Raw genomic sequence first — 26,823 nt, forward strand, 5'->3', positions numbered from 1 at the left:
GTGGTGTAATGCCGCGCGCATTTCGCCTCTCCCGCTGCAACGGAACATCCCCACTTGGCCCAGGCCGCCGACCCGCTCTCCACGCAGCAACGCCGCGGCTTCTGGCTGCGCACGCTGCATCAGTGGCACTGGATCAGTTCGGCGATCTGCCTGATCGGCATGCTGCTGTTCGCCGCCACCGGCATCACGCTCAACCACGCGGCCAGCATCGAGGCCAAGCCGCAGATCGTGCATCTCAGCGCCACCCTGCCGCCGGCGCTGCGCCAGGCCCTGGGCACGCGCGAGGACGGCAATGCGCCGCTGCCGCGCGTGGTCGGCGACTGGATCGAAGGCGAGCTGGACATCAGCCTGTCTGGGCGCCAGGGCGAGTGGTCGGCCGATGAGGTCTATGTCTCCCTGCCGCGCCCCGGCGGCGATGCCTGGCTGAGCCTGGACCGCGCCAGCGGCGCGATCGAGTACGAATCCACGCGCCGCGGCTGGATCTCGCTGTTCAACGACCTGCACAAGGGCCGCAACGCGGGCACGGCCTGGAGCTGGTTCCTGGATCTGTTCGCGGTGGCCTGCCTGGTGTTCTGCATCACCGGCCTGCTGTTGCTGCAGCTGCATGCCGGCCAGCGCCGCATGACCTGGCCGATGGTCGGCCTGGGGCTGCTGGTGCCGCTGCTGCTGGCGCTGATCTTCATTCACTGACCTTCCCCACAGGACTTGCGTGCCATGACCAAGACCGTCCCGATCACCCTGACCTTCGCGCTCAGCGGCCTGCTGACCGTGCCGGCGTCCGCCGCCACCATGCAGGTCAAGGTCGAGATCCCCAAGCTCAACGTCGCCGAGTACCACCGCCCCTACGTGGCGGTGTACGTGGAAGGCGCCGACGGCAAGGCCGCGTCCAACCTGGCGGTCTGGTACCAGAACACCGACACCAAGGAAGGCCACGGCACCAAGTGGCTGCCCGACCTGCGCCAGTGGTGGCGCAAGTCCGGCCGTAGCCTGGACCTGCCGATCGACGGCGTGACCGGCCCGACCCGCCCGGCCGGCGTGCAGACGCTGGACTTCGCCGGCAACAGCCCGCAGCTGTCCGGCCTCGCCCCGGGCAGCTACACCCTGGTGGTCGAGGCCGCGCGCGAGGTCGGCGGCCGCGAGCTGCTCAAGATCCCCTTCACCTGGCCGGCCACCGCCGCGCAGTCGGGCAAGGCGCAGGGCGCCTCCGAACTGGGCGCGGTGTCGCTGACGATCAAGCCCTGATCCCCGATCCGCCGTCGTTCTTCGCACACGCAACCGGAGCATCCCGCATGAAGCGTTCCCTGACCCTGGCGCTGGCTCTGGCCGCCGCCGTCACCTCCTTCTCCGCCGCCGCGCACAAGCAGTGGCTGCTGCCCTCGGGCACGACCTTCTCGGGCAACGATCCGTGGGTGAGCGTGGATGCGGCGGTGTCCAACGACCTGTTCTATTTCGAACACGTGCCGATGCGCCTGGACGATCTGGTGATCACCGCGCCGGACGGCTCGACCGTCAAGCCGGAGAACGCCTCCACCGGCAAGTACCGCAGCGTGTTCGACGTGGAGCTCAAGCAGGAGGGCACCTATCGCATCGCCTCGGTCAGCAGCGGGCTGTTCGCCAGCTACGAGACCGCCGATGGCGAGCGCAAGCGCTGGCGCGGCGACGCGGCCAAGTTCGCCGCCGAGGTGCCGAAGAACGCCAAGAACCTGCAGGTCTCGCAGATGGCCTCGCGCGTGGAGACCTTCGTCACCCATGGCGCCCCCACCGCCACCGCGCTCAAGCCCAGCGGCGTGGGCCTGGAACTGGTGCCGGTGACCGCGCCCAGCGACCTGGTCGCCGGTGAGGCGGCCAGCTTCAAGCTGGTGCTGGACGGCAAGCCGGCGCCGAACGTGGAGGTCACCGTGATCCGCGGCGGCACCCGCTATCGCAACGCGCAGGAAGAGATCAAGGCCAAAACCGACGCGCAGGGCGCCTTCTCCGTGACCTGGCCGGACGCGGGCATGTACTGGCTCAACGCCAGCAGCGAGGACGACAAGACCTCGCTGCCGCAGGCCAAGCAGCGCCGCCTCAACTACGTGGCCACGCTGGAAGTGATGCCGCAGTAAGCCGCGATGGGCGCATGGCGCGGATGCGCCTGCGCCCTGTCTGTCCCGAGCTCCCGCCTTCGCATGGTTGCCGCCGTCGCCACTCCTCTCGAACTGGCCCGCCTGGGTGGGCAGACCATGGGCACGACCTGGTCGGCGCGCCTCGTGGTCGCGGCCGGCGCAGACCTGCATCGCCTGCACGATGCGCTGCAGGCGCAGCTGGACCGCGTGGTTGCGCAGATGAGTACCTGGGAGGCGGGCTCGGACCTGAGCCGCTTCAACCGCGCCGCCGCCGGGACCTGGCATACGCTGCCGGCCGAGTTCGCCACGGTGATGGAGGCGGCGCTGCGCATCGCACGCGCCAGCGATGGCGCCTTCGATCCGGCCTGCGGCGCGCTGGTCCAGGCCTGGGGATTCGGCGCCGGAGCGGGCCTGCCTGGCCGCCCCGCCGATCGCGCCCTGCAGCAGGTGCGCCAGCGCCCCGGCTGGCGCGACCTGGAATGGCGCGCGCAGGGGGCGCAGCTGTTCCAGCCCGGCGGCGCGCAGCTGGACCTGTCGGCCATCGCCAAGGGCTACGCGGTCGATCTGCTGCTGGACACGCTGCACGCGCGCGGCCTGCGCGATGCGCTGGTGGAAGTCGGCGGCGAGCTCGCCGGCCGCGGTCGCAAGCCCGATGGCACGCCCTGGCGCGTGCTGGTCGAGACCGGCGCCGACGAGGACGGCGGCCTGCCGCCGCGCGTGCTGGCACTCAAGACCTGCGCGGTGGCGACCTCGGGCGATCGTTGGCACCGCTTCGAACAGGACGGCACGCGCTATTCGCACACCCTCGACCCGCGCCACGGCCGCCCGGTCGAGCAGACCACGGCCGCGGTCAGCGTGCTGGCCGCCACGGCGATGGAGGCCGACGCCTGGGCCACCGCGCTGACGGTGATGGGATGGGAGGCAGGACTGGCGTTCGCGCGTGCGCATGGGTTGGCGGCGCGCTTCGTGGTGCGCGGCGCGCAGGGCGCCAGCGAGCGCATGACGCCGCAGTTCGAGGCCGCGCTGGCGGCATGAGCGCCCTGCCGCGTCCTGCGATCCCGCGCGCCGCCTGGGGCAATGCCCTGGTGCTCGCGCTGCTGGCGGCGCTGGCGGCGGCGCTGTTCGCCTGGCAGCCGGGCACCTGGTGGCCGGGCGCGCCGCGTCCGTCGCGCTGGCTCTGGGCCGGTGCCAGCCTGGCGGCGTATGTCGGCTTCACCGGCTGGATCCTGTGGCGCACGCGGCGCACGCCGGCCGCGCCGGCCAGCGCCATCGGCACCGACACGGTGCTCGTCGCATATGCGAGTCAGACAGGCTTCGCGCTGCAGCTGGCGCAGCGCACCGCGCAGTCGCTGGAGCAGGCCGGCACGCCGACGCACCTGCTCGACCTGGCCGCGCTGGATGGCGCGCGGCTGGCCCGCTACCGGCGCGCGCTGTTCGTGGTCAGCACCACCGGCGAAGGCGATCCGCCGGAGCCGGCGCTGGGCTTCGTGCGCGACGTGCTGGCGCGGCCGGCCGCCCTGGCGGACCTGCAGTACGCCGTGCTGGCGTTGGGCGATGCGACCTATGCGCAGTTCTGCGCCTTCGGCCGGCAGCTGGATGCGTGGCTGCGCACGCATGGCGCGCTGCCGCTGTTCGACCGGGTCGAGGTCGACAACGCCGACCAGGCGGCGCTGCGCCATTGGCAGCATCACCTCTCGCTGGTGACCGGCGATGCCGACCTGCGCGACTGGAGCGCGCCGTGTTACCAGGCCTGGACCCTGGCTGAGCGCGCGTTGCGCAACCCCGGCAGCGTCGGCGGTCCGGTCTATCACCTGGCCCTGACGCCGCCGGAGGCGATGCCGGACTGGCAGGCAGGCGACCTGGTCGAGATCGGCCCACGCCATGCACCGGCGACGGTCGCGGCCTGGCTGCAGGCGCACGGCGTGGACGGCGGCGCGAAGGTGCGCGTGGACGATCAGGACACCGCCTTGGCCGACGTGCTCGCCTCGCGCCAGCTACCCGACAGTGTGCAGGCCGGAACCGGCCCACAGGCGCTGATCGAGGCGCTGGCACCGCTGCCGCACCGCGAGTACTCCATCGCCTCGCTGCCCGCCGACGGCGCGCTGCACCTGCTGCTGCGCCGCATGCAGCGCCCCGACGGCAGCCCGGGCCTGGCCAGCGGCTGGCTATGCGATCACGCCCCGATCGGCGCACCGATCGCGCTGCGGCTGCGCGCCAATCCCAACTTCCATCCACCCGCGGCGGACGTGCCGCTGATCCTGATCGGCAACGGCACCGGCATCGCCGGCCTGCGCGCGCTGCTCAAGGCCCGCATCGCGCAGGGCGCGCGCCGCAACTGGCTGCTGTTCGGCGAGCGCCAGCGCGACCACGACCTGCATTACCGCGAGGATCTGGTGGTCTGGCAGGACGATGACTGGCTCGAGCGGGTAGACCTGGCGTTCTCGCGCGACCCGGGCGGACACCACTACGTGCAGGACGCGCTGCGGGCCGCGGGGGAGCTCCTGCAGGCCTGGGTGCGCGACGGCGCGGCGCTCTACGTCTGCGGCAGCCTGGACGGCATGGCCCCGGGCGTGGATGCGGTGTTGCGGGAGGTGCTCGGCGATGAGACGGTCGAGTCGCTGCGCCTGCAGGGACGCTATCGTCGCGACGTCTACTGAGGATCGTCGGAGGCGTCGCGCGTGGTGAACTTCACCGCGATCAGCTCGCCGCCGCCCTCCAGCGCATAGCGCGTGCGGCCCGGCGCGCCATACAGCAGCGCGCTGTCGCCGCTCCACAGCGGCGGCAGGCCGCTGGCCGCGTCGAAGCGCGCCTGCCCGCCGATCAGATGGATCGCCCAATGCGTGCGCGCATCGGCGAAGAACAGCATCGGCCCGACCAGCGGCCGCAGCAGCAGCTCGGCCTGCAGCGCCTCCGGGCGCCACATCAGGTTGAAGTCGTGCGTGGGCCCGTCGAGCAGCTCGCCACGCACGCCGCGTGCGCCGCTGAAGCGCAGCCGGTCGTGCGGCGGATGCAGGGTGACCTGCTCACCGTCCTCGAAGCACAGCCGCAGCCCCTGACCACGCAGCAGCACCAGCTCACGTTCGATGCCCGGGAACGGCGAGAACGGCGCGTCGCGCTCGATCTCGGCGATGGACAGGCGCCAGTACCAGTCCTGGTCGTCGCGCCCGCCGGTGGCGATCTGGCGCGTCCAGCCGAGCTGGTTGCGCCAGCGTTCGCGGCGGTACTCGTTGGCGGGAATGACACGACTGGTCGGCATGGCCGCAGGGAGCGTGGACAGGGGCGCCAGTCTAGAGCGTGCGCTGCCTTCGGGCCGCGGCCACTGGGCATTTTCGGCGCGCAAAAAGGAAACCGCCCGGGTGCGTGCGGCGCACCCGGGCGGCGGTACATCCCTGTCGGCATCGTGCCCAGCTTGCTGGCGTCCTGCCCTGCCCTCGTCAACGGGCTACGTCCTTGTCGGCGTCCATGCCTGTCACGCAGCGTCCTGCCCGTCAGACCGAAGCGATGCATCCGGCACCGCTTCGCCCCGTGACCATGCTTGCCTTCTAGCGGCGGGTGACCGGCTTGGCCGGTGCAGCCGCGGCGGAAGGCCTCTTCGGTGCGGCCGCCGAGCGACCCACCTCGATCCGATCGCGATTTTTCTCCACCGTCTTCAGGCCGATGCCCTTGACCATCGCCAGCTCCTCGGCGCTCTTGAACGGGCCGTTGGCCTTGCGGTAGTCGACGATGGCCTGCGCCTTGCTGGCGCCCACGTTCAACAGCGTGGCGTCCAGGGCGGCCGCATCGGCCGTGTTGATGTTGACGCGGCTTTCGGCGGCGAAGGCGCCGGCCGACAAGGCCAGCGACAGGATCAGCGATTTGATCAGGATCGAAACGGGTTTCATGGCGACACTCCTTGTGCGATGAGGATGGTTGTGCCGGGGCGGTTCCCTACGCCTTCCGGTGCAGCCAGTCTCCTCCCTCCTCGCACCGCCACGATATCGGCGCAGCGCCTCCACGGCTGCCGGGCAACACCCCGTTCGCGTGTAGGAAAAGTCCTACCCCCAGGCCGGCCCGATCGGGCACCGGAAGCGGCGGGGGTACCATAGGCGTTCATTTCAAAGCTTGAGCGCCATGGATAACGCACGCCTTGACCGTTTCGTCGGTCAGCTGTGGGACGCACAGATCGTCCCGCAGCTGGTCGAATACATCCGCATCCCCAACAAGTCGCCGATGTTCGACGCCGACTGGGTCGCCAACGGCCACATGGCCAAGGCCGTGACGCTGATGGAGACGTGGGCGCGCGCGCAGCCCATCGCCGGCCTGCAGGTGGAGGTGATCCAGCTGGAAGGCCGCACGCCGCTGATCTTCCTGGACATCCCGGCCAGCGGCGCGGGGACCGGCGAAGACTGCGTGCTGCTGTACGGCCACCTGGACAAGCAGCCGGAGATGACCGGCTGGGACGAGGACCTGGGGCCCTGGAAGCCGGTGCTCAAGGGCGACAAGCTCTTCGGCCGCGGCGGCGCCGACGACGGCTACGCGATCTACGGCTCGCTGGCGGCGATCATGGCGCTGCAGGAACAAGGCCTGCCGCATGCGCGCTGCGTGATCCTGATCGAGGCCTGCGAGGAGTCGGGCAGCTACGACCTGCCCGCCTACGTCGACCACCTGGCCGAGCGCATCGGCCGGCCCTCGCTGGTGGTGTGCCTGGATTCGGGCTGCGGCAACTACGAGCAGCTGTGGTGCACGACCTCGCTGCGCGGCATGGCCGGCGGCAACTTCACCGTCAAGGTGCTCAGCGAAGGCGTGCACTCGGGCGATGCCTCGGGCATCGTGCCGTCCAGCTTCCGCCTGCTGCGCCAGCTGCTCTCGCGCCTGGAGGACGAAGCCACCGGCAGGATCCGCGTGGAGGAACTGTTCGTGGAGATCCCGCCCGAGCGCCTGGAGCAGGCCGGCAAGGTGGCCCAGGTGCTGGGCGATGAGGTCTACGACAAGTTCCCGTTCCTGGACGGCATGACGCCGATGTCCGACGACCTGACCGAGCTGGTGCTCAACCGCACCTGGCGCCCGGCGCTGTCGATCACCGGCGCCGACGGCCTGCCGCCGCTGGCCTCGGCCGGCAACGTGCTGCGCCCGCAGACCTCGGTGAAGATCTCCCTGCGCCTGCCGCCCACGCTGGACGGCAAGCGCGCCGGCGAGATCCTGGACGAGGTGCTGCTGCGCGATCCGCCCAACGGCGCCCACGTCGAGCTGAAGCTGGAGAAGTCTTCCACCGGCTGGAACGCGCCGCCGCAGTCGCCGTGGCTGACCCAGGCCATCGAGGACGCCTCGCAGGCGGCCTTCGGCAAGCCGGCGATGTACATGGGCGAAGGCGGCACCATCCCGTTCATGGGCATGCTAGGCGAGAAGTTCCCCGGCGCGCAGTTCATGATCACCGGCGTGCTGGGGCCGCATTCCAACGCGCACGGGCCCAACGAGTTCCTGCACATCCCGATGGGCAAGCGGGTGACGGCCTGCGTGTCGCATGTGCTGGCCGCGCACCACGCCGCCAGCGTGGCCGGCCTGACCAGCGGCACCGCGGCGGTGGCCGGCGGCGAGGCGCACGGCGAGCACGGTTGCTGCTGAGGCGAGGCATGAACGCGGAGAAACGCGCGTCGGTAGCCTGCCCTCCGCCGCCATTTTTCGCCCCAAGTGGCGGTGCTAGGCTGCGCCGATCATCCCCGAGGGCATGCGAATGAGCGGACTGTTCGGCAGCGAGAGCTGGCTCTACATCATCCTGGTCGGCTTCGTGGTCGGCCTGCTGGCACGGCTGATCACGCCCCACAGCGCGCGCATGGGCTGCCTGCTGACCATTGGCCTCGGCATCGTCGGCGCGGTGCTGGCCGGCTGGTTCGGCCGGCAGATGGGCTGGTATGCGGCCGGTGAGCCCGCCGGGTTCTTCGGCGCCCTGCTCGGCGCGGTAGTGATCCTGGGGCTGACCAGTCTGTTCACCCGCCGCTGAGTCCACGGCGCAGCAGGCCCTGGAACCAGGAAGGCCATCCTCGCGGATGGCCTTCCTTTTTTCTTCTGAGCCTGTCGCGATCAGCGCTTGCCGTGGCGCGCGTGCATCGCGTGCTCGTGGTCGAGCCAGTTCTCGCCCTTGTTCTTCAGGAAGAAGATGTACACCAGCAGCGAGATGAACATCACCACCGTGGCGTAGATGATGAAGGCGTCCATCTGCTTGGCGCCCTTGGCCCACTGGTACAGCATCGGCGCGGTGCCGCCGAAGACCGAGTTGGCCAGCGCGTAGCCCAGGCCCACGCCCAGGGCGCGGATGTAGGTCGGGAACAGTTCGGCCTTGACCACCGCGTTGATCGAGGTATAGCCGGTGAGGATCACGAAGCCGATCATCAGGATGGCGAAGGCCGCGCCGAACGTGGTCTGCTGCGGCAGCGCGGTGATCAGGTACCAGGTGTAGCAGACGCTGCCCACGCCGAAGAACACCAGCAGGCTCTTGCGGCCGATGCGATCGGACAGCCAGCCGCCGAGCGGCTGCAGCAGCATCAGCACCGTCAGCGCCGCCAGGTTGAGCGTGGTGCCCTTCATGATGTCGTCGCCGGCGAAGGCGGTCTGGATCATCTTCGGGCCGGTCACCGAATAGGTGTAGAAGGCCAGCGTGCCGCCCGCCGTGATCAGGAAGCACAGCAGCAGCGGGCGCCACTGGTTGACGAACAGTTCGCGCAGCGAGCCGGACTTGCGCGCCGCGCCGGACTTGGCGTCCTCGATGGCGGCGCTGGACAGCGATTCGTCCATCGTGCGGCGCAGCCAGAACACCACGATCGCCGACACGCCACCGATGGCGAAGCCCACGCGCCAGCCCCACTCCACCACGTGCTCGCGGGTGAAGAAGGTCAGCAGCAGGAACAGCGTCAGCTGGGCCAGCACATGGCCGCCCACCAGGGTGACGTAATGGAACGAGGACAACAGGCCGCGATGCCCCGGCACGGCGGCCTCGGACATGTAGGTGGCGCTGGCCCCGTATTCACCACCGGTGGCGAAGCCCTGCAGCAGGCGCGCCAGCACCAGGAACACCGCCGCCCACACGCCGATGGTCGCGGCGGTCGGCACGATGGCGATGCCGAACGAACAGATCGCCATCAGCGTCACCGACAGCGTCAGCGAGGCGCGGCGGCCGTGGCGGTCGGCGAAGCGGCCGAAGAACCAGGCGCCGATCGGACGCATCAGGAAGGTCACCGCGAAGATCGCCCACACGTACAGCGTGGCGTTCTTGTCGCCGGCTGAGAAGAACTTGGACTCGAAGTAGGTCGCGAAGACCGAGTAGACGTAGACGTCGTACCACTCGACCAGGTTGCCGGCCGAGCCTTTGAGCGTGTTGGAGATCGAGCGTTTGAGGCTGTGGTGGCTCTGCGCCATCGGGTCGGCGGTGGTGGCGGTCGGTACGCTCATGCGGGCCTCGCTGTGATGAGGGGGGAATGGATCGCCTTCGCGACTTGGCGCCGGACGGCTTGGGCCATGCTGACGGCCTGGGCCGTGAGCGCAGCGCGAGGGCAGTCGAACGTTATAAACGCCGAAGGCCCGCCTGTGGGGCGGGCCTTCGACTTATTGGCTATGCCGCGGCGGCGGCTCAGGTGCGGCCGTACTGGTCCTCGAAGCGGACGATGTCGTCCTCGCCCAGGTAGCTGCCGGACTGGACCTCGATCAGCTCCAGCGGCAGGCGGCCGGGATTCTTCAGCCGGTGGGTCACGCCCAGCGGGATGTAGGTGCTCTGGTTCTCGGTGAGCAGGATCACCTCGTCCCCGCGCGTGACCTCGGCCGTGCCGCTCACCACGATCCAGTGTTCGGCGCGGTGGTGATGCATCTGCAGGCTCAGCGTCGCGCCTGGGTTGACGGTGATGCGCTTGACCTGGAAGCGCGCGCCCATGTCGATCGAGTCGTACGCACCCCAGGGGCGGTAGACCTTGCGATGCAGGAGCGCCTGGCTGCGCTCGTCGTGCTTGAGCTGGGCCACGACCTTCTTGACGTCTTGCACGCGGTCCTTCTTGGCCACCAGGATCGAATCGTCGGTCTCCACCACCACCACATCGTCCAGGCCGACCAGCGCGACCAGGCTTTCGGCGTAGACGTAGCTGTTGCGCGTGTCCACGGTGATCACGTCGCCCTCGACCGCGTTGCCGTTGGCGTCCTTCTCGGTCACGTCCCACAGCGCCGACCACGAGCCGACGTCGTTCCAGCCCACGTCCAGCGGCAGCACCTTGGCGTCGGCGGTCTTCTCCATCACCGCGTAGTCGATCGAATCGGACGGCGAGGCGGTGAAGGCATCCTTGTCCAGGCGGATGAAGTCGCCGTCGCGCTTGGCCTTGGCCAGCGACTCGCGCACCGCCGAGACCATCTGCGGGTTGAACTTCTCCAGCTCCTCGACATAGCGGCTGGCCTTGAACAGGAACATGCCGCTGTTCCAGTAGTAGCCGCCCTCGGCCAGATATTGGGCCGCGGTGTCCGCGTCGGGCTTCTCGACGAAGCGCAGCACCGGCTGCACGCCCTGACCGCCGCCGGCCTGGATATAGCCGAAGCCGGTCTCGGCATGGCTGGGCACCACACCGAAGGTCACCAGGGCCCCGGCCTCGGCGGCCGGGCTGGCCTGCTCGACCGCGTTGCGGAAGGCTTCGGGGTTGGTGATCACATGGTCGGAGGGCAGCACCAGCAGCAGCGGGTCCTGCCCGTCCTCCAGCGAGCACAGCGCCGCGGCGGCGATGGCCGGCGCGGTATTGCGCGCGACCGGCTCGAGCAGGATGCGCGGCTGCGGCGCGCGGATCTCGCGCAGCTGTTCGGCCACCAGGAATCGGTGCCCTTCGTTGGCCACCACCAGCGGCGGCAGTGAGGTCAGCGGTTCGACCCGCAGCCAGGTCGCCTGCACCATTGTTTTCTCGTTTCCCAGCGGCAGGAACTGCTTGGGATAGGCTTCGCGCGATAGCGGCCACAGGCGTGTGCCGGAGCCGCCCGACAACAGGACGGGTTGCAGTTTGCTCATGGCGTCTGCTTCTCTTCCGTGGGGGATGTCGATCGCAGTGTACCCTGCGCACCCCGACCTGAATGCGGCACGTTCCATGAACGAGGCGTCCTCGCCTTCGAGCCCACACGCACGCGCGGACCAGCGACTTTCCTGGGCGCGCATCACACTGAAGGCGCCCGCTCTGTCACTGCAGCGGGCCAGTGTGGACGCCGGCCAGCGCAGCTATTGGCGCACCCAGGGCGCGGCCGAATCGCTGATCGTGATGGACTCCCCACCCGGGCTGGAAGACGTGCGCCCATGGCTGTCCTGGCACGCGCTGCTGGAAGACGGCGGCGTGCGCGTGCCGAGGATCCTGGCGCGCGATGTGGACGCCGGCTTCCTGCTGCTGGAAGACCTCGGCCAGCCGACCCTGGCGCAGCTGCTGTCGCGCGATCCGGCGCAGGCCGATGCCTGGTTCGACGCCGCCTTCGACCAGCTGCTGATGCTGCAGGCGATCGCACCGCCGGAAGGCACGGGCGTGTTCGGCGAGGCGCTGCTGCAGCGCGATGCCGGGCTGTTCGAGGAATGGTTCCTGCGCCGGCATCTGGGCATCGAACTGGACTGCGACGCCAGCGACGGCCTGGAGCTGGTCCAGCGCCGCCTGATGGACAACGCCCTGGGCCAGCACAAGGTGCTGACCCATCGCGACTTCATGCCGCGCAATCTGATGCCGGTACTGCCGGGCCCGGCGGTGCTGGATTTCCAGGACTGCGTGCGCGGACCGGTCGCCTACGACGCGGTGAGCCTGTTCAAGGACGCCTTCCTGAGCTGGCCGCTCGAACGCGTGGACGGCTGGCTGCTGCGCTACCACGCGCGGGCGCTGCAGGCCGGCGTGCCGGTGCCGGTCTCGGCGCAGACCTTCCTGCGCGATGCCGACTGGATGGGCATCCAGCGCCACCTGAAGATCCTCGGCATCTTCTGCCGCCTGCACTACCGCGATGGCAAGTCGCAGTACCTGCCGGACCTGCCGCGCTTCATCGCCTATCTGGACCAGGTGCTGCCGCGCCATCCGCAGCTGCAGCCGCTGCAGCAGCTGCTGGACCAGCGCATCCGCCCGGCCCTGGCGGCGCGCAGCGCATGAAGGCGCTGATCTTCTGCGCCGGGCTGGGCGAGCGGATGCGGCCGCTGACCGACCACACGCCCAAGCCGCTGCTCGAGGTGGGCGGTGCGTCGCTGGTCGTCTGGCATCTGCGCAAGCTGGCCGCGATCGGCGTGACCGACGTCGTCATCAACCTCAGCTGGCTCGCCGGCCAGTTCCCGCTCGCGCTGGGCGATGGCAGCGCCTTCGGCGTGCGGATCGCTTTCTCGCACGAAGGCCCGGTCCCGCTGGAGACCGGCGGCGGCATGCTGCACGCGCTGCCGCTGCTGGGCGAGGCGCCGTTCCTGGCGGTCAACGGCGATGTGTGGACCGACCTGGACTTCGCCACGCTGCCGCGCGCGCCGGCCGGCGACGCGCATCTGGTGATGATCGACAACCCGCCGCACCATCCGCGCGGCGACTTCTGCTTCAGCGACGGGCATCGCCTGCAGCCGCGCCGCGACGATGCACAGAACTTCACCTATTCGGGCATCGGCGTGTATCGCCCCGAGATCCTGCGCGGCTGGCGCGCGGCGTTCGAAGCGGCTGACCCCAATCCCGGGCTGGACGCACAGCCGCCCCGCTTCCCGCTGGCGCCGCTGCTGCGCGCGGCGATGGCGCGCGACGCGGTCACCGGCCAGCACCATGCCGGACGCTGGACCGACGTGGGCACACCGCAACGCCTGGCCGACCTGGACGCGCAGCTGCGCGCCGAGGGCGTGGGAGCCGCCACAACGGCGATGGAGCTTTCGAAGTAGCGCCCATCGCCGCCATTGGCCAATGGCCACAACGGCGACCCCACCTGTAGAGCGGAGCTTGCTCCGCTAGGGCTTTCCCGATGGTCTAAACGAAACGCAGCGGAGTCCCCAAAAGGGGATTGCCACAAGCTCCGCTCTACAAGGAGGCCGCGACGTGATCGGAGCAGACAGTTGCGCCCACAGATGTGCTCCAGGCCAATCGCGACCGCAGGCCCTACTCCTCCGCCAGCACCTGCCGCAGGAACGGCACGGTCACCCGCCGCTTGGCCGCCAGCGAGGCACGATCCAGGCGTTCGATCAGATCGACCAGCTGCGCCGGTTCGCGCACGGTGCGGGTGAGCATCCAGTCCACCGCCGCGTCTTCCAGCACCAGCCCGCGCCGGGCCGCGCGATCGCGCAGCAGCGCCGCGCGCCCGGCGTCATCCAGCGGGCGCAGCACGATGCGCGCGCATTGCGCCAGACGCGAGCGCAGATCGGGCAGGACCAGGCCGATCGCATCGGGCACATCGGCGGCGGTGTAGAGCAGGCCGATGCCGGCGGCACGCGCGCGGTTGTGGAAGTCGAACAGCGCGATCTCATCGGCGCGATCGCCGGCGATGGCCTCCAGCCCGTCCAGCGCCACCAGGGCATGGCGTTCAAGACCGTCGAGCGCCTGCTGCAGATGTCCGGCCGCCGCCTTCAGCGGCAGATACGCGGCTTCGCGCCCACTCTCGCCGGCCGCCGCGCAGGCCGCCAGGGCCAGGTGGGTCTTGCCGGCGCCGTGCGCGGCCGCGACGTACAGCCAGTCGGCCTCGGGCGCGCGCGCCAGGGCCTGCAGCTGCGCCAGCGCGCCGGCCGGCGCGCCGATGAAGCTCTCGAAGCGCTGATCAGACGGGGTCCGCAGCGCCAGCGGCAACTGCGGCACGCTCATGGCGAGGAGGGATCCTGCGGCGGATGCAGGCCGTCGACCGGCGTGCGCTGTGGATCGAGCAGGATGGTCGGCTGCCCGCCGGCATAGAGCTGGCTGTGGGTATAGCGCTCGTGCGCATAGCGCAGCAGCACATTGGCCACCGCGGCGATCGGCAACGCCAGCAGCATGCCCAGAAAGCCGAACAGCTGGCCGCAGGCCAGCACGGCGAAGATCACCGCCACCGGGTGCAGGCCGATGCGATCGCCGACCAGCTTGGGCGTCAGCACATAGCTCTCGATCACCTGCCCCACCGCGAACACCACCGACACCAGCACCAGGTGCTTGACGTCGCCGTACTGCATCAGCGCGGCGATCAGGCCCATCGCCACGCCGCTGGTCGGCCCCAGATACGGCACGAAGGTCAGCAGGCCGGCGATCAGGCCGATCAGGATGCCAAGGTCCAGGCCCACCGCCCACAGCCCGGCGCCGTAGAGCACGCCCAGGATGATCATCACCAGCAGCTGGCCCTTGAGGAAGCCGCCCAGCACCTCGCTGGACTCGCCCGCCAGCCGGCTGACCACGCCGATCTGGTTGCGCGGCACCATCGCCGCCACGCGGCCGACGATCAGGTCCCAGTCGCGCAGGAAGAAGAACGCGATGACCGGGATCAGCACCAGGTTGGCCATCCAGCCGAACAGCGCGAAGCCCGAGCGGGACACATAGCCCCACAGGGTGTAGGCCACCCCGCCGGCCCGCTCCCAGTTGCTGCGCAGCAGCCCCCAGATGTGGGTGAAGTCCAGGTACTCGGCCACGCGCACGTTGAAGCGGCCCTCGATCCACGGCAGGGCCACCTGGTAGAACCACTGCTGATAGCGCGGCAGCGACCGCACCAGGATGGCGATCTGGTCCTGGATCGTCGGCACCAGCAGCAACAGCACCACGGTGATGGCCAGCAGCATCACGAAGAAGACCACGGTGACCGAGATCCCGCGCGACCAGCCGCGCGCCTCCAGCCGGTCCACCAGCGGATCGCCCATCCAGCCCAGGATCGCCGCGCAGGCGAACGGGGTCAGCACCGGCGAGAGAATCCACAGCAGCCACACCAAGGCGGCCGCCAGCGCCGCCCACTGCAGCCGGCGCAGGAACTGGGCGATGACCTGCAGCGGGTCCTCGATGATCATGGGTGCACCGTCCTGGGCGTCAGCGCGCGGGTCACTTGAGGTAGAACTGCGGCGGATTGCCGTCGCCGCCGACCAGCGGGCCATCCTGGCCGAGCATGCGCTGCAGGCCTTCCACGCCACTGAGCAGATCCAGGTCCAGCTCAAGCACATCGCCCTGCGCGCGCACCGGCGCGATCCGGCGCACCACCGCGGTCTGCTGCAGCGCCGCCGACAGGCGCACGTAGTCCTCGGCGCTGCGGATGCCGCTGACGAGGATCCGGTAGGTGCCCGGCTGGCCGCCCACGGCCTGCTTGGCGTAGCGCTTGACCAGCGCATCGGCGGCCACGTCGGCGCCGGTGGCCATGGCCTGGCGGGCGTCGGCGTTGTCGCTGGACGAGGTCGCCAGCACCTTGCCGCTGTCCACGAAGGTCCAGTCGGCGACCCAGCCGGACTTGCCGCGGTAGAGCTTGCCGATCAGCTGCATCGGCGGGGCATAGCGGGCCGAGGCGCTCGCCACCGCCGCCGTGTCGCCGCGCCAGATCGCCGCGGCCAGCGCGGCCTCGGCCGCGGTGCCCTGCGGCAGGCCCAGGCGGTAGCCGCGGTCCACGGCGCGGTCCAGCACCGAGCGCGCCGCGCCGGACTGCTGCACACCGACCAGGCGCGGGCCCGAGCCGTCGTCGATGGCCAGCCACAGCACCGGCTTGGCGCGCGGCTGCGGCCAGACCGGCAGGCCGAGCACGCTGGCCAGCACGTCGACCTTCTGCGGGTCGAAGCGGGCGATCAGGGTGGTGCGGAAGGACGGCGCCCCCGTAGCCGAGGTGCCCTGGTCCTGGCGGTAGTCGTAGCTGTCCAGATAGTTCTTGGCGTTGCGCAGCTCGGCGGCCACACCGGGGCGCGTGGCGGCGTTGCGATCGCCGCTGACCTTGCCCAGCACCTGCCCGAGCGCGCGCGCCAGACCGCCGTTGCGGTCGCCCTCGCTCTGACTGGGCACCGTGACCTCGGCCTCGTACAGGCCCTGGGCCTTGGCGACGTCGCCCTCGGTGCGCAGCGCGTCCTGCGCCACGGCAGGCAGTGCGCAGGAAAGGAGGAGGGCGGCAGCAGCGGCCAGGGCGTGCAAACGGCGCATCGAGCGTCCTAAAGTCAACAGCGAATCGTGCGGATTGTTGCCCGAACGGCCCGCCACCGCCAGCACGCCCCGTTCACGCCGCGCACGCCGAGGGACGCACTTCCCTTAAAATGCGCCCCCGCCTCCCTCAGATCCGGCCGCCTTGTGACCCAGCCCAACCCGCCCGCCGCCACGCCCATGACCTACCGCGACGCGGGGGTGGACATCGACGCCGGCAACGCCGTGGTCGAACGGATCAAGCCCCTGGTTAAGCGCAGCTTCCGGCCCGAGGTGATGGGCGGCCTGGGCGGCTTCGGCGCCCTGTTCGACCTGTCCGGCAAGTACCGCGAGCCGGTGCTGGTCTCGGGCACCGACGGCGTCGGCACCAAGCTCAAGCTGGCCCAGGAGCTCGGCCGCCACGACACCATCGGCATCGACCTGGTCGGCATGTGCGTCAACGACGTGTTGGTGCAGGGTGCCGAGCCGCTGTTCTTCCTGGACTACTTCGCCACCGGCAAGCTGGACGTGGACACCACCGTGGCCGTGGTCGGCGGCATCGCCAAGGGCTGCGAACTGTCCGGTTGCGCGCTGATCGGCGGTGAGACCGCGGAGATGCCCGACATGTACGCCCCGGGCGAATACGACCTGGCCGGCTTCACCGTCGGCGCGGTCGAGAAGACCGAGATGCTCGACGGCAGCGCCGTAGGCGAAGGCGACGTGCTTATAGGCCTGGCGTCCTCGGGCGCGCACTCCAACGGCTATTCGCTGATCCGCCGCATCTACGACCGCGCCGGTCGCCCCGCCGAGCTGGACATCGGCGGCGTGCCGCTGATCGATGCGCTGATGGCGCCGACCACCCTGTACGTCAAGCCGGTGCTGGCGCTGCTGCGCAGCCACGGCGCGGGCGCGGGCAAGCCCATCCACGCCATGGCCCACATCACCGGCGGCGGCCTGACCGAGAACATCATCCGCGTCGTGCCCGACGGCCTGGGCCTGGACATCGACGCGAGCGCCTGGCCGCTGCCGCCGCTGTTCCAGTGGCTGCAGCAGGCCGGCGCGGTGGCCGACGCGGAGATGTGGCGCACCTTCAACTGCGGCATCGGCTTCGTGCTGATCGCCGATCCGGCCAGCGCCGCGGCGCTGGAGACCAGCCTGGACCAGGCCGGCATCGGCCACTGGCGCATCGGCCAGGTGGTGGCCGCCGGCGCCGGCGAGCGCGTGCGGATCGGCTGACGGCCCGGCGCTTGCCCTGCCCCCGCTCCGGGCGCCGCGCATGACCCTGCCCCGCATCGCGGTGCTGGCCTCCGGGCGCGGCAGCAACCTGCAGGCGATCCTCGACGCGATCGCGCAAGGTCGGCTGGACGCGCGCCTGGTCGGCGTCTTCTCCGACCGCCCGCAGGCCGGTGCGCTGATGCGCGTGCCGCCGGAACTGCGCTGGTCGGCCAGGCCGTCCAGTTTCGAGAGCCGCCAGGCCTACGAACAGGCGCTGGGCGACGCCCTGGCCGCCTCCCGCGCCGACTGGATCGTGTGTGCAGGCTATATGCGCATCCTGGGCGAGGCGCTGATCGCGCGCTTCGCCGGGCGCATGCTCAACATCCACCCCTCCCTGCTGCCGCGTCACCGCGGCCTGCACACCCATGCCGCGGCGCTGGCTGCCGGCGACACAGAACATGGCTGCAGCGTGCATTTCGTCATTCCCGAGCTGGATGCCGGCAGCCTGATCGCCCAGGCGCGCCTGCCCGTCGAGGCCGGCGACACGCCCCGAGACCCTCGCCTCGCGCGTGCTGGCACTCGAACACCGCCTGCTGCCCGCAGTGCTGCGCCTGGCGGTGGCCGGGCGCCTGTCTGAACGTGATGGCACGACCTACGTCGATGGTCAGCCGCGATTTACGCCGTTGACACTAGATTCCCTCGAACGGCGCATGCCCCACCCCGAAGCGACCCCGTGAAGACCATCCTGCTGACCGGCATCCTGCTGCTCGCCTGTGCCGTGCCCGCAACCCAGGCCCAGCAGGCGCCGGCGACGCCCAACGCAACACCGCCCGCCGCGCCAGCGGCCGCCGACAGCGCCGCGCCGGACGCCCCCCAGCCCTGGACGCTGGCGCCGTTCACCGCCACCTACGAGGCCTGGTACAAGGGCAAGCGCGCCGGCGATGCCACCCTGCAGGTGGTGCACCGCGAGGGCAACCAGTGGCGGCTGGACCTGGAGATCCGCGGCGAGCGCGGCGTGGCCAGCCTGCTGCGCCTGAACATCCAGCAGAGCACGGTGTTCGACGTCACCGACACCGGTGCCGGCATCCTGCTGCGGCCGCTGAGCCAGAGCACGGTGCGCAAGGCGGTGTTCGGCGACAAGCAGCAGACCGGCAGCTACGACTGGCGCAGCAATACCGCGCAGTGGGAGGGCAAGGTCGACAAGGACCGGCGCGCACCGGTGCCACTGAAGGCCGGCGACATGAGCTCGCTGCTGCTGGACCTGGCGATCATGCGCGACGCCAAGCCGGGCGCGGCGCTGGACTACCGCGTGGTCGACAACGGCCGCGCGCGCCAGTACCAGTACGCGGTCGCCCCGCAGACCGAGATCGTGCAAGTCGGCGAACTCAGCTACGACGCCATGCGCGTGGCCCGCACCAACGGCGGCGACCGCGAACAGATCTTCTGGGTCGCCTCCGGCGTGCCCACCCCCGTGCGCATGCTGCAACGCGACGATGGCGAGGACGCCATCGACCTGCGCCTCATCGATTACCAGGGAGTGCAATGACATGACATCCAACCCGATCCGCCCGCTCAAGGCGCTGGCCGCCATCGCCATGCTCGCCCTGGCCGCGGCGCCGGCCCTGGCCCTGCAGCCGTTCAACGCCACCTACCAGGCCAGTGCCATGGGCATGCAGGGCAACGGCCAGATGACCCTGGCCGCCCAGGGCGCCGGCAAGTGGAAGTACGACCTGAACGTGCGCAACCAGCTGGTCAACCTGACCCAGTCCACCACCTTCGAGGAGAAGGACGGCCAGTTCCGTCCGCTGTCCTCCAGCGATGCCTCGCTGGTGCTGGTCAAGAGCAAGCAGGTCAAGACCGCCTACGACTGGGCCAGCAAGCAGGCCACCTGGAGCGGCGACATCAAGGACAACCGCCGCGGCCCGGTCGCGCTGGAGCCCGGCGACATGGACGCGCTGCTGGTGAACCTGGCCATCGTGCGCGACGTGCACGCCGGCAAGCAGACGCTCAACTACCGCATGCTGGAGAACGGCAAGGCCACGCCGATGAGCTACCAGGTCACCGGCAAGGACACCATCACCATCGCCGGCAAGCAGGTCACCGCGACCAAGGTCAGCCAGACCGAGGGCAAGAAGCAGATGATCGTGTGGGTGGTGCCGGACATGCCGGTGCCGGCGCGCATGCTGCAGCGGGAGAACGGTCAGGACTCCTACGACCTGACCCTGACCTCGTTCAATTGATCCGAAGCGGGAGTTCCTAGCGAACCCGTGGGAGCAGCTGTCTCTCAGATCGAGCGCAGCCTCCTTGTAGAGCGGAGCTTGTGGCAATCCCCTTTGGGGGACTCCGCTAGGGCTTCCCGACGATCCGGCCGAAAGGCAGCGGAGCAAGCTCCGCTCTACAAGTGGGAGCCGCCCTTGTGGCGGCGCCCGCATTTTTTTGGAACGACTAAAGCCGGCGGCATCTGCGCGATGCCGCGCATGCCGCCTACTTCTTCGCCTCACCCGCTTCGGCCGGATGCAGCTCGGTGCGGCATTCGACGCGGATCTGCGTGCCGCTGCTGCGCCACTTGTAGGTGGTGCAGGTGCGATTGCCTTCGGTGGTCTTCTCGGCGACGACCGCGTAATAGGACTGGGCGATCTCCTGGCCGGTGACCTGGCCGTTGCCGTCCCAGTCCATGTCCTTGCTGGAGATGCCGCTCAGACCGGCCGCGCCGATCCAGGCCATCCACGCTACCGCCAGCAGCGCGATCCCCACCAGCGTCAGCAGCGCACGGCGCCGACGCGAGAACACCGGCGTTCCGGTGCGGCGCTTGATCATCGTCACGACGCGCGCCTGATGGTGGCGCCCAGCGCGCCGAGCTTGCCTTCGATGTTCTCGTAGCCGCGGTCCAGGTGGTAGATGCGGTCGATCGTGGTCTCGCCGCTGGCCACCAGGCCGGCCAGGATCAGCGAGGCCGAGGCGCGCAGATCGGTGGCCATCACCGGGGCGCCGGACAGCTGGGCGGCGCCGCGCACGATGGCGGTATGGCCCTCAACGCGGATGTCAGCGCCCAGGCGCAGCAGCTCGTTGACGTGCATGAAGCGGTTTTCGAAGATCGTCTCGTTGATCACGCCCACGCCCTCGGCCACGCAGTTGAGCGCCATGAATTGCGCCTGCATGTCGGTCGGGAACGCCGGGTACGGCGCGGTGGTCAGATCGACCGCCTTGGGCCGCTTGCCCTGCATGTCCAGGGTGATCGTGTCGGCCGTGGTCTCGATATGCGCCCCGGCCTCGGTGAGCTTGTCCAGCACCGCCTCCAGCGTGTCCGGACGCGCGCTGCGCGCGGTGATCCTGCCGCCGGTCATCGCCGCGGCCACCAGGAAGGTGCCGGTCTCGATGCGGTCCGGCACCACCGCGTGGCTGCCGCCGCCGAGGCGCTCGACACCATGGATGACGATGCGCGAGGTGCCCGCGCCTTCGATCCGCGCGCCCAGCGCGTTGAGGCAGTCGGCCAGGTCGGTGACCTCCGGCTCCATCGCCGCGTTCTCCAGCACCGTGGTGCCTTCGGCCAGCGTGGCGGCGGCCATGACGTTCTCGGTGCCGGTGACGGTGACCATGTCGAACACGAAGCGCGTGCCCTTCAGCCGCGCCGCGCGCGCCTTGATGTAGCCGTTCTCGACGGTGATGTGCGCGCCGAGCGCCTGCAGGCCCTTGATGTGCTGATCGACCGGACGCGAGCCGATGGCGCAGCCGCCCGGCAGCGACACCACCGCCGCGCCGTGGCGCGCCACCAGCGGGCCCAGCACCAGGATCGAGGCGCGCATGGTGCGCACCAGCTCGTAAGGGGCCACGAAGCGGTCCACGGTGCTCGGGTCGATGGTGATGCGGCGCCCCGCGCCGTCGCCGCCCTCGTCGATCTCGACCCCGGCGCCAATGCCACTCAGCAGCTTCACGGTAGTGGCCACATCGTGCAGGTTGGGGACGTTGGTGATCTCCACCGGCGCGTCGGCCAGCAGCGTGGCGCAAAGGATGGGCAGCACGGCGTTCTTGGCGCCGGAGATGGTGACTTCGCCGTTGAGCGGCGCGCCACCGGTGACGATGATCTTCTGCATGGAGCTTGGGGATGTCCGAAAGGGAACGCGACCGCGCTTAGGCGGCTTCGTCGGGGGTGACGGTCTTGAGTTGCAGGGCGTGGATCGCGCCGCCCATCAGGTCGCCCAGGGTGGCGTAGACCATGCGGTGGCGCGCCAGCGGCAGCTTGCCCTTGAACGCCTCGCAGACCACGGTGGCCTCGAAATGCACGCCGTCATCGCCCTGCACGCGCGCCTGGGCGCCGGGCAGGCCCGTCTGGATGAGTTCACGGATGGTTTCGGCGTCCAACGGCCTTTCCTCCTAAAATGGCCGACCATTCTAAGCCCAGGCCATCGCCCCCGATGCCTTTCACCGCGCAGCACAGCGTTCCCGTCGACGATGCCGCCCTGGCCGCCAGTGGCCGTCGCGCGGTGCAGATCGAGGCCGACGCGCTGACCGCGCTGGCCCAGCGCATCGACGGCCCGTTCTCGGCCGCCTGCCGGCTGGTGCTGGCCGGCGCCGGGCGCGTGGTGGCCATGGGCATGGGCAAGTCGGGGCATATCGCGCGCAAGATCGCCGCGACCCTGGCCTCCACCGGCACGCCGGCCTTCTTCGTCCACCCCAGCGAGGCCGGTCACGGCGACCTGGGCATGATCACCGACGCGGACATCGTGCTGGCCATTTCCTACTCCGGCGAGTCCGACGAGATCCTGATGCTGCTGCCGGTGCTGCGCCGCCAGGGCAACCTGGTGATCGCCATGACCGGGCGCCCGGCCTCGACCCTGGCCCGCCAGGCCGACCTGCACCTGGACGTCAGCGTCCCGGCCGAGGCCTGCCCGCTGCACCTGGCGCCGACCTCCAGCACCACCGCCACCCTGGCCATGGGCGACGCGCTGGCCGTGGCCCTGCTGGAGGCGCGCGGCTTCACCTCGGAGGACTTCGCCCGCTCGCATCCGGCCGGCAGCCTGGGCCGGCGCCTGCTGGTGCACATCAGCGATGTCATGCACACCGGCGAGGACGTGCCGACCGTGTCCCAGGACGCCACCCTGGCCCAGGCACTGGTGGAGATGAGCCGCAAGCGGCTGGGCATGACCGCCGTAGTGGACGACCAGCGCGTGCTGCGCGGCATCTTCACCGATGGCGACCTGCGCCGCGCCCTGGACAATGCCGGGCTGGACATCCACACCACGCCCATCGCCAGCCTGATGACCCGTCACCCCGTCACCATCGGGCCACAGGCGCTGGCCACCGAGGCCGCGCGCCTGCTGGAAACCCGCAACATCGGCAGCGGCCTGATCGTGGTCGACGCCGACCAGCGCGTGATCGGCGCGCTCAATGTTCACGACCTGTTGCGTGCACGCGTGGTGTAAGAACCACGCCACCTGCGCCTATTCATGAAGGACCGCCCCGTTTTGACCGCCCATGCCCACCTGCCCCACGTCACCGACGCCCTGCTGCAACGCGCCGCGCGCGTGCGCCTGGCCTGCTTCGACGTCGACGGCACGCTGACCGACGGCGGGCTGTTCCTGGATGCCGAGGGCCGTGAAGGCAAGACCTTCCACGTGCAGGACGGGCTGGGCCTGGTGCTGCTGCGCCGGCATGGCATCGAGGTGATGCTGGTCACCGCGCGCAGCGGCCAGGTGGTGGAGCACCGCGCGCGCGAACTGGGCATCGGCGTGCACCAGGGTGTCAAGGACAAGCTGGGCCTGGTCGAGCGGCTGTGCGCCGAGCGCGGCCTGGCGCTGGAGCAGGTCCTGTTCATGGGCGACGACCTGGCCGACCTGACCACGCTGCGCCGGGTCGGGCTGGCGGTGGCGCCGGCCAATGCCCATCCCTGGGTGGCGCCGCGGGCGCACTGGACGACCCCGGCCGGCGGCGGCCATGGCGCCGCGCGCCAGGCCTGCGACCTGGTGCTGGCCGCGCAAGGGCATGTCGAACGCCTGCTGCAGGAGGGCGCCGCATGAACTGGCGCATGGGGCTGGGACTGGCGCTGCTGGTGGCGCTGCTGCTGTTCGGCTGGTCGGCCTGGAACAATCGCAAGAAGCCGCACACCAGTGGCCCGGCTGCGCAGTCGGACTACATCATGCACGACTTCGAGATGGTCACCCTCAACAAGGACGGCACCGAGGGTGTGACCCTGCGCGCCCCGGAAATGCACCGCACCGCCAGTGATGAGACCTTCAGCATCACCACCCCGCTGTTCCTGATGCCCGACAAGGACGGTCATCACTGGGAGCTGCGCAGCAAGAGCGCCTGGGTGGCGGCCAAGGGCGAGAAGGCGGTGCTGACCGGGGATGTGATCGGCAACAGCCCGCCCGAGGCGGCGACCCGCTCGACCTTCACCACCAGCCGGCTCGATGTCTTCCCCGATCAGCACATCGCCAGCACCGACCAGCCGGCCACGCTCACCCAGCCCGGCGCGATCATGCAGGGCACCGGTTTCGTCATCAACTCACAGACCCAACAATTCCAGTTCAAGTCCAAGGTGAAAACACGCTATGTGCCCAAATCCGCGCAATAAGACTGGCCTGGCCGCGCTGGCGGCCGCCTGCCTGCTGGTGGTGGCGGGAGGCGCACTGGCCAAGAAATCCGACCGCGACCAGCCGATGACCATCGACTCGGATACCAACGACATCAGCTTCGCCGACGACGGCGTCAGCACGCTGACCGGCAACGTGGTCATCGTGCAGGGCACCTTGGAAGTGCACGCCGACAAGGGCCTGATCTACCGCAAGGCCGGCGAAGTCTCGCGCGGCGTGTTCACCGGCACCAAGACCAAGCAGCCCACGCTGCACCAGATCAACGATGACGGCACGCCCATCGACGCCACCGCCGACCGGATCGACTACGACATCACCAACAACATCATCACCCTGACTGGCAACTACAAGATCACCTCCCCCCGTGGCACCAACGCGGGCGAGAAGATGGTCTACAACACCGTGACCGGCAACATGCAGAGCGGCGGCGACGGCAACCGCGTGCGCACCGTGATCCAGCCCAAGAACAAGGCCCCCGCCGCGGGCGCCGCGCCCGCTCCCGCCAAGCCGGGGACCAAGTAATGCTGTCGGCCCAGGGACTGCGCAAGCGCTACAAGCAGCGCGAGGTGGTGCGCGAATTCGGGCTGACCCTCGACCAGGGCGAGGTGGTCGGCCTGCTCGGCCCCAACGGCGCCGGCAAGACGACCTGCTTCTACATGATCGTGGGACTGGTCTCGGCCGACGCCGGCAACATCGTGCTGGACGGCCAGGACATCACCAGCGAGCCGATGTACCGCCGCGCCAAGCTCGGCGTGGGCTATCTGCCGCAGGAACCCTCCGTGTTCCGCAAGCTGACCGTGGCCGACAACATCCGCCTGGTGCTGGAGCTGCGCGAGGACCTGGACAGCGACGGCGCCGAGCGCGAGCTGGCCTCGCTGCTGGAGGAGCTGCAGATCAGCCATGTTGCCGACCAGTTCGGCGCCAGCCTGTCCGGCGGCGAGCGCCGCCGCGTGGAAATCGCCCGCGCCCTGGCCGCCAAGCCGCGTCTGATGCTGTTGGACGAGCCCTTCGCCGGCGTGGACCCGATCTCGGTCGGCGAGATCCAGCGCATCATCACCCACCTCAAGGACCGCGGCATCGGCGTGCTGATCACCGACCACAACGTCCGCGAAACCTTGGGAATCTGCGACCGGGCGTATATCCTCGCCGAAGGCAGCGTGCTGGCGCAGGGGGCTCCGGACGAACTGCTGGCCAACGCGGACGTCCGTCGCGTCTACCTGGGAGAGACCTTCCGGCTGTAAGGCGCGCGTGGCGAACGCGGCAGGCGTTCGGTCCGCTATCCTGACGGTTCGCGAATGAAGCCACGCCTCCAGACATCGCTGGGCCAGCAACTGGTCATGACGCCGCAGCTGCGTCAGGCGATCCGTCTGTTGCAGATGTCCGCGGCCGAACTGGAGGCCGAGATCACCGAGGCGGTGGAGACCAACCCCCTGCTGGACTGGGCCGAGGACGGCCCCGATGCCCAGGCCGGCGGCGTCGACCACGCCGACCACGCCCCGGCCGACGAGCCGCCCGAAGAGCGCCAGCCCGAGCGCGAGGACTGGCAGGCCGACGAGAATCCCTGGAGCAACGAGGGCGGCGGCGGGTCCGGCGGCTCGTTCGACGACGACGACAACCCCGGCAGCGCGGCCGAGCGGGTGGCCCAGACCGACAGCCTGCAGGACCATCTGCTGTGGCAGCTGCATCTGTCGCAGCTGTCCCTGCGCGACCGGCGCATCGGCGCGGCGGTGATCGACGCCATCGATGACGACGGCTATCTGCGCACCGAGCTGGCCGAGATCGCCCAGACCCTGCGGCCGGAGGTCGTGGCCGGCGAGGACGAGATCCAGGCGGTGCTGTGCCAGCTGCAGCGCTTCGATCCGGTCGGGGTCGGCGCGCGCTCGCTGGGCGAGTGCCTGTGCCTGCAGCTGGACGTGCTCTCGGCCGACACGCCCGGCCGTGCGCTGGCGCTGACCATCGCCCAGGGCGCCCTGCTGGAGAAGCTGCCGCGCAGCGGCGTGGCCGGCCTGGCCAGCGAGCTCAAGCGCCCCCAGGCCGAGGTCGAGGACGCCGTGGCGCTGCTGCGCTCGCTGGATCCCAAGCCGGGCGTGCAGATCGGCGAACTCAGCCAGGACACTTATGTGGTGCCCGACTGCGTGGTCTGGCGCCAGAAGGGCATCTGGCGCGCGGCCCTGGCCAGCCAGCATCTGCCGCGGGTGTCCATCCACCGCGGCTACGAGTCGATGATCCGCCAGTGCAGCGAGTCGGACGCCGGCTACCTGCGCGGCCACCTGCAGGAGGCGCGCTGGCTGCTCAAGAGCCTGGAGGCCCGCGGCGATACCCTGCTCAAGGTCACCCGCTGCCTGATCCATCAGCAGGCCGGCTTCCTGGAATTCGGCGAGGCCGCCCTGCGCCCGCTGACCCTGCGCGAGGTCGCCGGCGAGGTCGGCCTGCACGAGTCCACCGTCTCGCGCGCCATCGCCCGCAAGTACGTGCGCACCCCGCGCGGCACCTTGCCCCTGCGCGCATTCTTCGCCTCGGGGGTGAGCACCGAGGGCGGCGGGGAAGCCTCCAGCACCGCCATCCAGTCGATGATCCGCAAGCTGATCGAGTCCGAAAACCCGCGCAAGCCGCTGTCCGACGCCAAGCTGGCCGACCTGTTGAAATCGTCAGGCGTGCCGGTGGCCAGGCGCACGGTGGCCAAGTATCGTGAGGCCATGGACATCCTGTCCTCGCACGAGCGCGTGCGGATGGGCTGATCCTTGCGATTGGCGGCAGGTTCACCTGCCACCTGCCAGCTTGAACACCGGGCCGACCGGTGCGAACTTGAACCCAACCCCGCCAACCACAGGAGCAGCAAGGAACCCCACGCCCGCCCGGTTTGTCCCAACAACCGACGCAACAACCACTGCAGGAGACAATGCG

27 protein-coding genes and 2 pseudogenes are annotated in these 26,823 nt (G+C 70.1%); 19 read left to right on the forward strand and 10 right to left on the reverse strand.

The features are described from left to right. Window positions 1-54: 54 nt before the first annotated feature. The 5 genes from QE438_RS08010 to QE438_RS08030 all read left to right on the forward strand — a co-directional run bounded on the left by QE438_RS08010 (window position 55) and on the right by QE438_RS08030 (window position 4,759). Window positions 55-690 carry a PepSY-associated TM helix domain-containing protein gene (locus QE438_RS08010; protein ID WP_306991268.1) on the forward strand — a complete coding sequence of 212 codons (636 nt, stop codon included), beginning with the start codon at window positions 55-57 and terminating at the stop codon, window positions 688-690. Between the two features lie 24 nt (window positions 691-714). Continuing rightward, window positions 715-1,242, forward strand: coding sequence for a DUF2271 domain-containing protein (locus tag QE438_RS08015; protein ID WP_130531751.1), 528 nt, complete (start codon window positions 715-717; stop codon window positions 1,240-1,242). A 47-nt stretch (window positions 1,243-1,289) separates the two neighbouring features. Continuing rightward, a complete protein-coding gene (locus QE438_RS08020) occupies window positions 1,290-2,102 on the forward strand; it encodes a DUF4198 domain-containing protein (RefSeq protein ID WP_130531752.1) in 813 nt (270 codons plus the stop codon). 63 nt (window positions 2,103-2,165) lie between these two features. Further along, window positions 2,166-3,137, forward strand: a complete 972-nt coding sequence (locus tag QE438_RS08025; RefSeq protein WP_306991265.1) for an FAD:protein FMN transferase — start codon at window positions 2,166-2,168, stop codon at window positions 3,135-3,137. Continuing rightward, the gene (locus QE438_RS08030) at window positions 3,134-4,759 is read left to right on the forward strand and encodes a sulfite reductase flavoprotein subunit alpha (RefSeq protein ID WP_306991263.1); all 1,626 of its coding nucleotides are present in this window, start codon (window positions 3,134-3,136) and stop codon (window positions 4,757-4,759) included. Before QE438_RS08025 ends, QE438_RS08030 begins: the two co-directional genes overlap by 4 nt. Here QE438_RS08030 and QE438_RS08035 read toward each other — a convergent pair. Continuing rightward, complete coding sequence (locus tag QE438_RS08035) at window positions 4,753-5,358, reverse strand: HutD family protein (protein WP_306991261.1); 606 nt, start codon at window positions 5,356-5,358, stop codon at window positions 4,753-4,755. The two genes, QE438_RS08030 and QE438_RS08035, sit on opposite strands and share 7 nt — an antisense overlap. A 286-nt stretch (window positions 5,359-5,644) precedes the next feature. Next, window positions 5,645-5,983 (reverse strand): helix-hairpin-helix domain-containing protein, encoded by a 339-nt coding sequence (locus QE438_RS08040; RefSeq protein WP_130522970.1) that lies wholly within the window; start codon window positions 5,981-5,983, stop codon window positions 5,645-5,647. 229 nt (window positions 5,984-6,212) lie between these two features. Here QE438_RS08040 and QE438_RS08045 point away from each other — a divergent pair, with 229 nt between their 5' ends. Both QE438_RS08045 and QE438_RS08050 read left to right on the forward strand, forming a co-directional pair. Next, window positions 6,213-7,703, forward strand: coding sequence for a M20 family metallopeptidase (locus QE438_RS08045; RefSeq protein WP_306991259.1), 1,491 nt, complete (start codon window positions 6,213-6,215; stop codon window positions 7,701-7,703). 109 nt (window positions 7,704-7,812) lie between these two features. Then, window positions 7,813-8,079: a GlsB/YeaQ/YmgE family stress response membrane protein gene (locus QE438_RS08050; RefSeq protein ID WP_130520958.1), complete on the forward strand. Its 267-nt coding sequence runs from the start codon at window positions 7,813-7,815 to the stop codon at window positions 8,077-8,079. 80 nt (window positions 8,080-8,159) lie between these two features. Here the strand turns inward: QE438_RS08050 and QE438_RS08055 are convergent, their stop codons facing one another. Then, entirely contained in the window at window positions 8,160-9,524 is a 1,365-nt protein-coding gene (locus QE438_RS08055; RefSeq protein ID WP_306991257.1) for an MFS transporter, read from the reverse strand. 178 nt (window positions 9,525-9,702) lie between these two features. Beyond that, window positions 9,703-11,106: a mannose-1-phosphate guanylyltransferase/mannose-6-phosphate isomerase gene (locus QE438_RS08060; protein WP_306991255.1), complete on the reverse strand. Its 1,404-nt coding sequence runs from the start codon at window positions 11,104-11,106 to the stop codon at window positions 9,703-9,705. Between the two features lie 76 nt (window positions 11,107-11,182). Here QE438_RS08060 and QE438_RS08065 point away from each other — a divergent pair, with 76 nt between their 5' ends. Both QE438_RS08065 and murU read left to right on the forward strand, forming a co-directional pair. Further along, on the forward strand, window positions 11,183-12,208 hold the full coding sequence (locus QE438_RS08065) for a phosphotransferase (protein ID WP_306991253.1): 1,026 nt from the start codon (window positions 11,183-11,185) through the stop codon (window positions 12,206-12,208). Next, window positions 12,205-12,963, forward strand: coding sequence for an N-acetylmuramate alpha-1-phosphate uridylyltransferase MurU (gene murU, locus QE438_RS08070; RefSeq protein ID WP_306991250.1), 759 nt, complete (start codon window positions 12,205-12,207; stop codon window positions 12,961-12,963). The genes QE438_RS08065 and murU overlap by 4 nt, the downstream gene beginning before the upstream one ends. 214 nt (window positions 12,964-13,177) lie before the next feature. Here the strand turns inward: murU and hda are convergent, their stop codons facing one another. The 3 genes and pseudogenes from hda to QE438_RS08085 all read right to left on the reverse strand — a co-directional run. Next, window positions 13,178-13,873, reverse strand: coding sequence for a DnaA regulatory inactivator Hda (gene hda / locus QE438_RS08075; RefSeq protein WP_130520968.1), 696 nt, complete (start codon window positions 13,871-13,873; stop codon window positions 13,178-13,180). Further along, on the reverse strand, window positions 13,870-15,033 hold the full coding sequence (locus tag QE438_RS08080) for an AI-2E family transporter (protein WP_130535854.1): 1,164 nt from the start codon (window positions 15,031-15,033) through the stop codon (window positions 13,870-13,872). The genes hda and QE438_RS08080 overlap by 4 nt, the downstream gene beginning before the upstream one ends. Before the next feature lie 70 nt (window positions 15,034-15,103). Further along, window positions 15,104-16,138 (reverse strand): annotated as a pseudogene (locus QE438_RS08085) (DUF2066 domain-containing protein); the annotation flags it as partial. Between the two features lie 177 nt (window positions 16,139-16,315). Here QE438_RS08085 and purM point away from each other — a divergent pair. The 4 genes and pseudogenes from purM to QE438_RS08105 all read left to right on the forward strand — a co-directional run bounded on the left by purM (window position 16,316) and on the right by QE438_RS08105 (window position 19,569). After that, window positions 16,316-17,350 (forward strand): phosphoribosylformylglycinamidine cyclo-ligase, encoded by a 1,035-nt coding sequence (purM, locus tag QE438_RS08090; RefSeq protein WP_306991247.1) that lies wholly within the window; start codon window positions 16,316-16,318, stop codon window positions 17,348-17,350. 40 nt (window positions 17,351-17,390) lie between these two features. Next, window positions 17,391-18,066: pseudogene (purN, locus tag QE438_RS08095) on the forward strand (phosphoribosylglycinamide formyltransferase). Next, a complete protein-coding gene (locus tag QE438_RS08100; protein WP_306991243.1) occupies window positions 18,063-18,875 on the forward strand; it encodes a DUF3108 domain-containing protein in 813 nt (270 codons plus the stop codon). Before purN ends, QE438_RS08100 begins: the two are co-directional and overlap by 4 nt. A gap of 1 nt (window position 18,876) precedes the next feature. Beyond that, on the forward strand, window positions 18,877-19,569 hold the full coding sequence (locus QE438_RS08105) for a DUF3108 domain-containing protein (RefSeq protein WP_306991241.1): 693 nt from the start codon (window positions 18,877-18,879) through the stop codon (window positions 19,567-19,569). Window positions 19,570-19,813: 244 nt separating this feature from the next. On the opposite strand, the gene QE438_RS08110 is transcribed toward QE438_RS08105, so the two are convergent. From QE438_RS08110 to QE438_RS08120, 3 genes are read right to left on the reverse strand one after another with little or no spacing between them, the layout of a single operon-like run. After that, complete coding sequence (locus QE438_RS08110) at window positions 19,814-20,146, reverse strand: hypothetical protein (protein WP_306996076.1); 333 nt, start codon at window positions 20,144-20,146, stop codon at window positions 19,814-19,816. 2 nt (window positions 20,147-20,148) lie between these two features. Then, window positions 20,149-21,420: a UDP-N-acetylglucosamine 1-carboxyvinyltransferase gene (gene murA / locus QE438_RS08115; RefSeq protein ID WP_306991239.1), complete on the reverse strand. Its 1,272-nt coding sequence runs from the start codon at window positions 21,418-21,420 to the stop codon at window positions 20,149-20,151. A gap of 37 nt (window positions 21,421-21,457) precedes the next feature. Further along, on the reverse strand, window positions 21,458-21,688 hold the full coding sequence (locus QE438_RS08120; protein ID WP_130520984.1) for a BolA/IbaG family iron-sulfur metabolism protein: 231 nt from the start codon (window positions 21,686-21,688) through the stop codon (window positions 21,458-21,460). 53 nt (window positions 21,689-21,741) lie between these two features. Here QE438_RS08120 and QE438_RS08125 point away from each other — a divergent pair, with 53 nt between their 5' ends. Genes QE438_RS08125 through QE438_RS08150 form a run of 6 tightly spaced genes read left to right on the forward strand, consistent with a single transcriptional unit; the run spans window position 21,742 to window position 26,657 of the window. Next, complete coding sequence (locus QE438_RS08125; protein WP_306991236.1) at window positions 21,742-22,749, forward strand: KpsF/GutQ family sugar-phosphate isomerase; 1,008 nt, start codon at window positions 21,742-21,744, stop codon at window positions 22,747-22,749. Window positions 22,750-22,773: 24 nt separating this feature from the next. After that, window positions 22,774-23,343: an HAD-IIIA family hydrolase gene (locus tag QE438_RS08130; protein ID WP_306991234.1), complete on the forward strand. Its 570-nt coding sequence runs from the start codon at window positions 22,774-22,776 to the stop codon at window positions 23,341-23,343. Beyond that, window positions 23,340-23,900 carry an LPS export ABC transporter periplasmic protein LptC gene (gene lptC / locus QE438_RS08135; RefSeq protein WP_130522983.1) on the forward strand — a complete coding sequence of 187 codons (561 nt, stop codon included), beginning with the start codon at window positions 23,340-23,342 and terminating at the stop codon, window positions 23,898-23,900. Before QE438_RS08130 ends, lptC begins: the two co-directional genes overlap by 4 nt. Further along, window positions 23,878-24,441 (forward strand): lipopolysaccharide transport periplasmic protein LptA, encoded by a 564-nt coding sequence (lptA, locus tag QE438_RS08140; RefSeq protein WP_130522984.1) that lies wholly within the window; start codon window positions 23,878-23,880, stop codon window positions 24,439-24,441. The genes lptC and lptA overlap by 23 nt, the downstream gene beginning before the upstream one ends. After that, complete coding sequence (gene lptB / locus QE438_RS08145; protein ID WP_130522985.1) at window positions 24,441-25,160, forward strand: LPS export ABC transporter ATP-binding protein; 720 nt, start codon at window positions 24,441-24,443, stop codon at window positions 25,158-25,160. Before lptA ends, lptB begins: the two co-directional genes overlap by 1 nt. A 54-nt stretch (window positions 25,161-25,214) precedes the next feature. Further along, window positions 25,215-26,657 (forward strand): RNA polymerase factor sigma-54, encoded by a 1,443-nt coding sequence (locus tag QE438_RS08150; protein WP_286574917.1) that lies wholly within the window; start codon window positions 25,215-25,217, stop codon window positions 26,655-26,657. The last annotated feature ends 166 nt before the right edge of the window (window positions 26,658-26,823 follow it).

The organism is Pseudoxanthomonas sp. SORGH_AS_0997 (assembly GCF_031453535.1).
GTDB classification, from domain to species: Bacteria; Pseudomonadota; Gammaproteobacteria; order Xanthomonadales; family Xanthomonadaceae; genus Pseudoxanthomonas_A; species Pseudoxanthomonas_A winnipegensis.

Coding starts and splice junctions, on each gene's coding strand:
- QE438_RS08015 (WP_130531751.1), top strand. CDS start 715: ATGACCAAGACCGTCCCGATCACCCTGACCTTCGCGCTCAGCGGCCTG.
- QE438_RS08020 (WP_130531752.1), top strand. CDS start 1,290: ATGAAGCGTTCCCTGACCCTGGCGCTGGCTCTGGCCGCCGCCGTCACC.
- QE438_RS08025 (WP_306991265.1), top strand. CDS start 2,166: ATGGTTGCCGCCGTCGCCACTCCTCTCGAACTGGCCCGCCTGGGTGGG.
- QE438_RS08030 (WP_306991263.1), top strand. CDS start 3,134: ATGAGCGCCCTGCCGCGTCCTGCGATCCCGCGCGCCGCCTGGGGCAAT.
- QE438_RS08035 (WP_306991261.1), bottom strand. CDS start 5,358: ATGCCGACCAGTCGTGTCATTCCCGCCAACGAGTACCGCCGCGAACGC.
- QE438_RS08040 (WP_130522970.1), bottom strand. CDS start 5,983: ATGAAACCCGTTTCGATCCTGATCAAATCGCTGATCCTGTCGCTGGCC.
- QE438_RS08045 (WP_306991259.1), top strand. CDS start 6,213: ATGGATAACGCACGCCTTGACCGTTTCGTCGGTCAGCTGTGGGACGCA.
- QE438_RS08050 (WP_130520958.1), top strand. CDS start 7,813: ATGAGCGGACTGTTCGGCAGCGAGAGCTGGCTCTACATCATCCTGGTC.
- QE438_RS08055 (WP_306991257.1), bottom strand. CDS start 9,524: ATGAGCGTACCGACCGCCACCACCGCCGACCCGATGGCGCAGAGCCAC.
- QE438_RS08060 (WP_306991255.1), bottom strand. CDS start 11,106: ATGAGCAAACTGCAACCCGTCCTGTTGTCGGGCGGCTCCGGCACACGC.
- QE438_RS08065 (WP_306991253.1), top strand. CDS start 11,183: ATGAACGAGGCGTCCTCGCCTTCGAGCCCACACGCACGCGCGGACCAG.
- murU (WP_306991250.1), top strand. CDS start 12,205: ATGAAGGCGCTGATCTTCTGCGCCGGGCTGGGCGAGCGGATGCGGCCG.
- hda (WP_130520968.1), bottom strand. CDS start 13,873: ATGAGCGTGCCGCAGTTGCCGCTGGCGCTGCGGACCCCGTCTGATCAG.
- QE438_RS08080 (WP_130535854.1), bottom strand. CDS start 15,033: ATGATCATCGAGGACCCGCTGCAGGTCATCGCCCAGTTCCTGCGCCGG.
- purM (WP_306991247.1), top strand. CDS start 16,316: ATGACCTACCGCGACGCGGGGGTGGACATCGACGCCGGCAACGCCGTG.
- QE438_RS08105 (WP_306991241.1), top strand. CDS start 18,877: ATGACATCCAACCCGATCCGCCCGCTCAAGGCGCTGGCCGCCATCGCC.
- QE438_RS08110 (WP_306996076.1), bottom strand. CDS start 20,146: ATGATCAAGCGCCGCACCGGAACGCCGGTGTTCTCGCGTCGGCGCCGT.
- murA (WP_306991239.1), bottom strand. CDS start 21,420: ATGCAGAAGATCATCGTCACCGGTGGCGCGCCGCTCAACGGCGAAGTC.
- QE438_RS08125 (WP_306991236.1), top strand. CDS start 21,742: ATGCCTTTCACCGCGCAGCACAGCGTTCCCGTCGACGATGCCGCCCTG.
- QE438_RS08130 (WP_306991234.1), top strand. CDS start 22,774: ATGAAGGACCGCCCCGTTTTGACCGCCCATGCCCACCTGCCCCACGTC.
- lptC (WP_130522983.1), top strand. CDS start 23,340: ATGAACTGGCGCATGGGGCTGGGACTGGCGCTGCTGGTGGCGCTGCTG.
- lptA (WP_130522984.1), top strand. CDS start 23,878: ATGTGCCCAAATCCGCGCAATAAGACTGGCCTGGCCGCGCTGGCGGCC.
- lptB (WP_130522985.1), top strand. CDS start 24,441: ATGCTGTCGGCCCAGGGACTGCGCAAGCGCTACAAGCAGCGCGAGGTG.
- QE438_RS08150 (WP_286574917.1), top strand. CDS start 25,215: ATGAAGCCACGCCTCCAGACATCGCTGGGCCAGCAACTGGTCATGACG.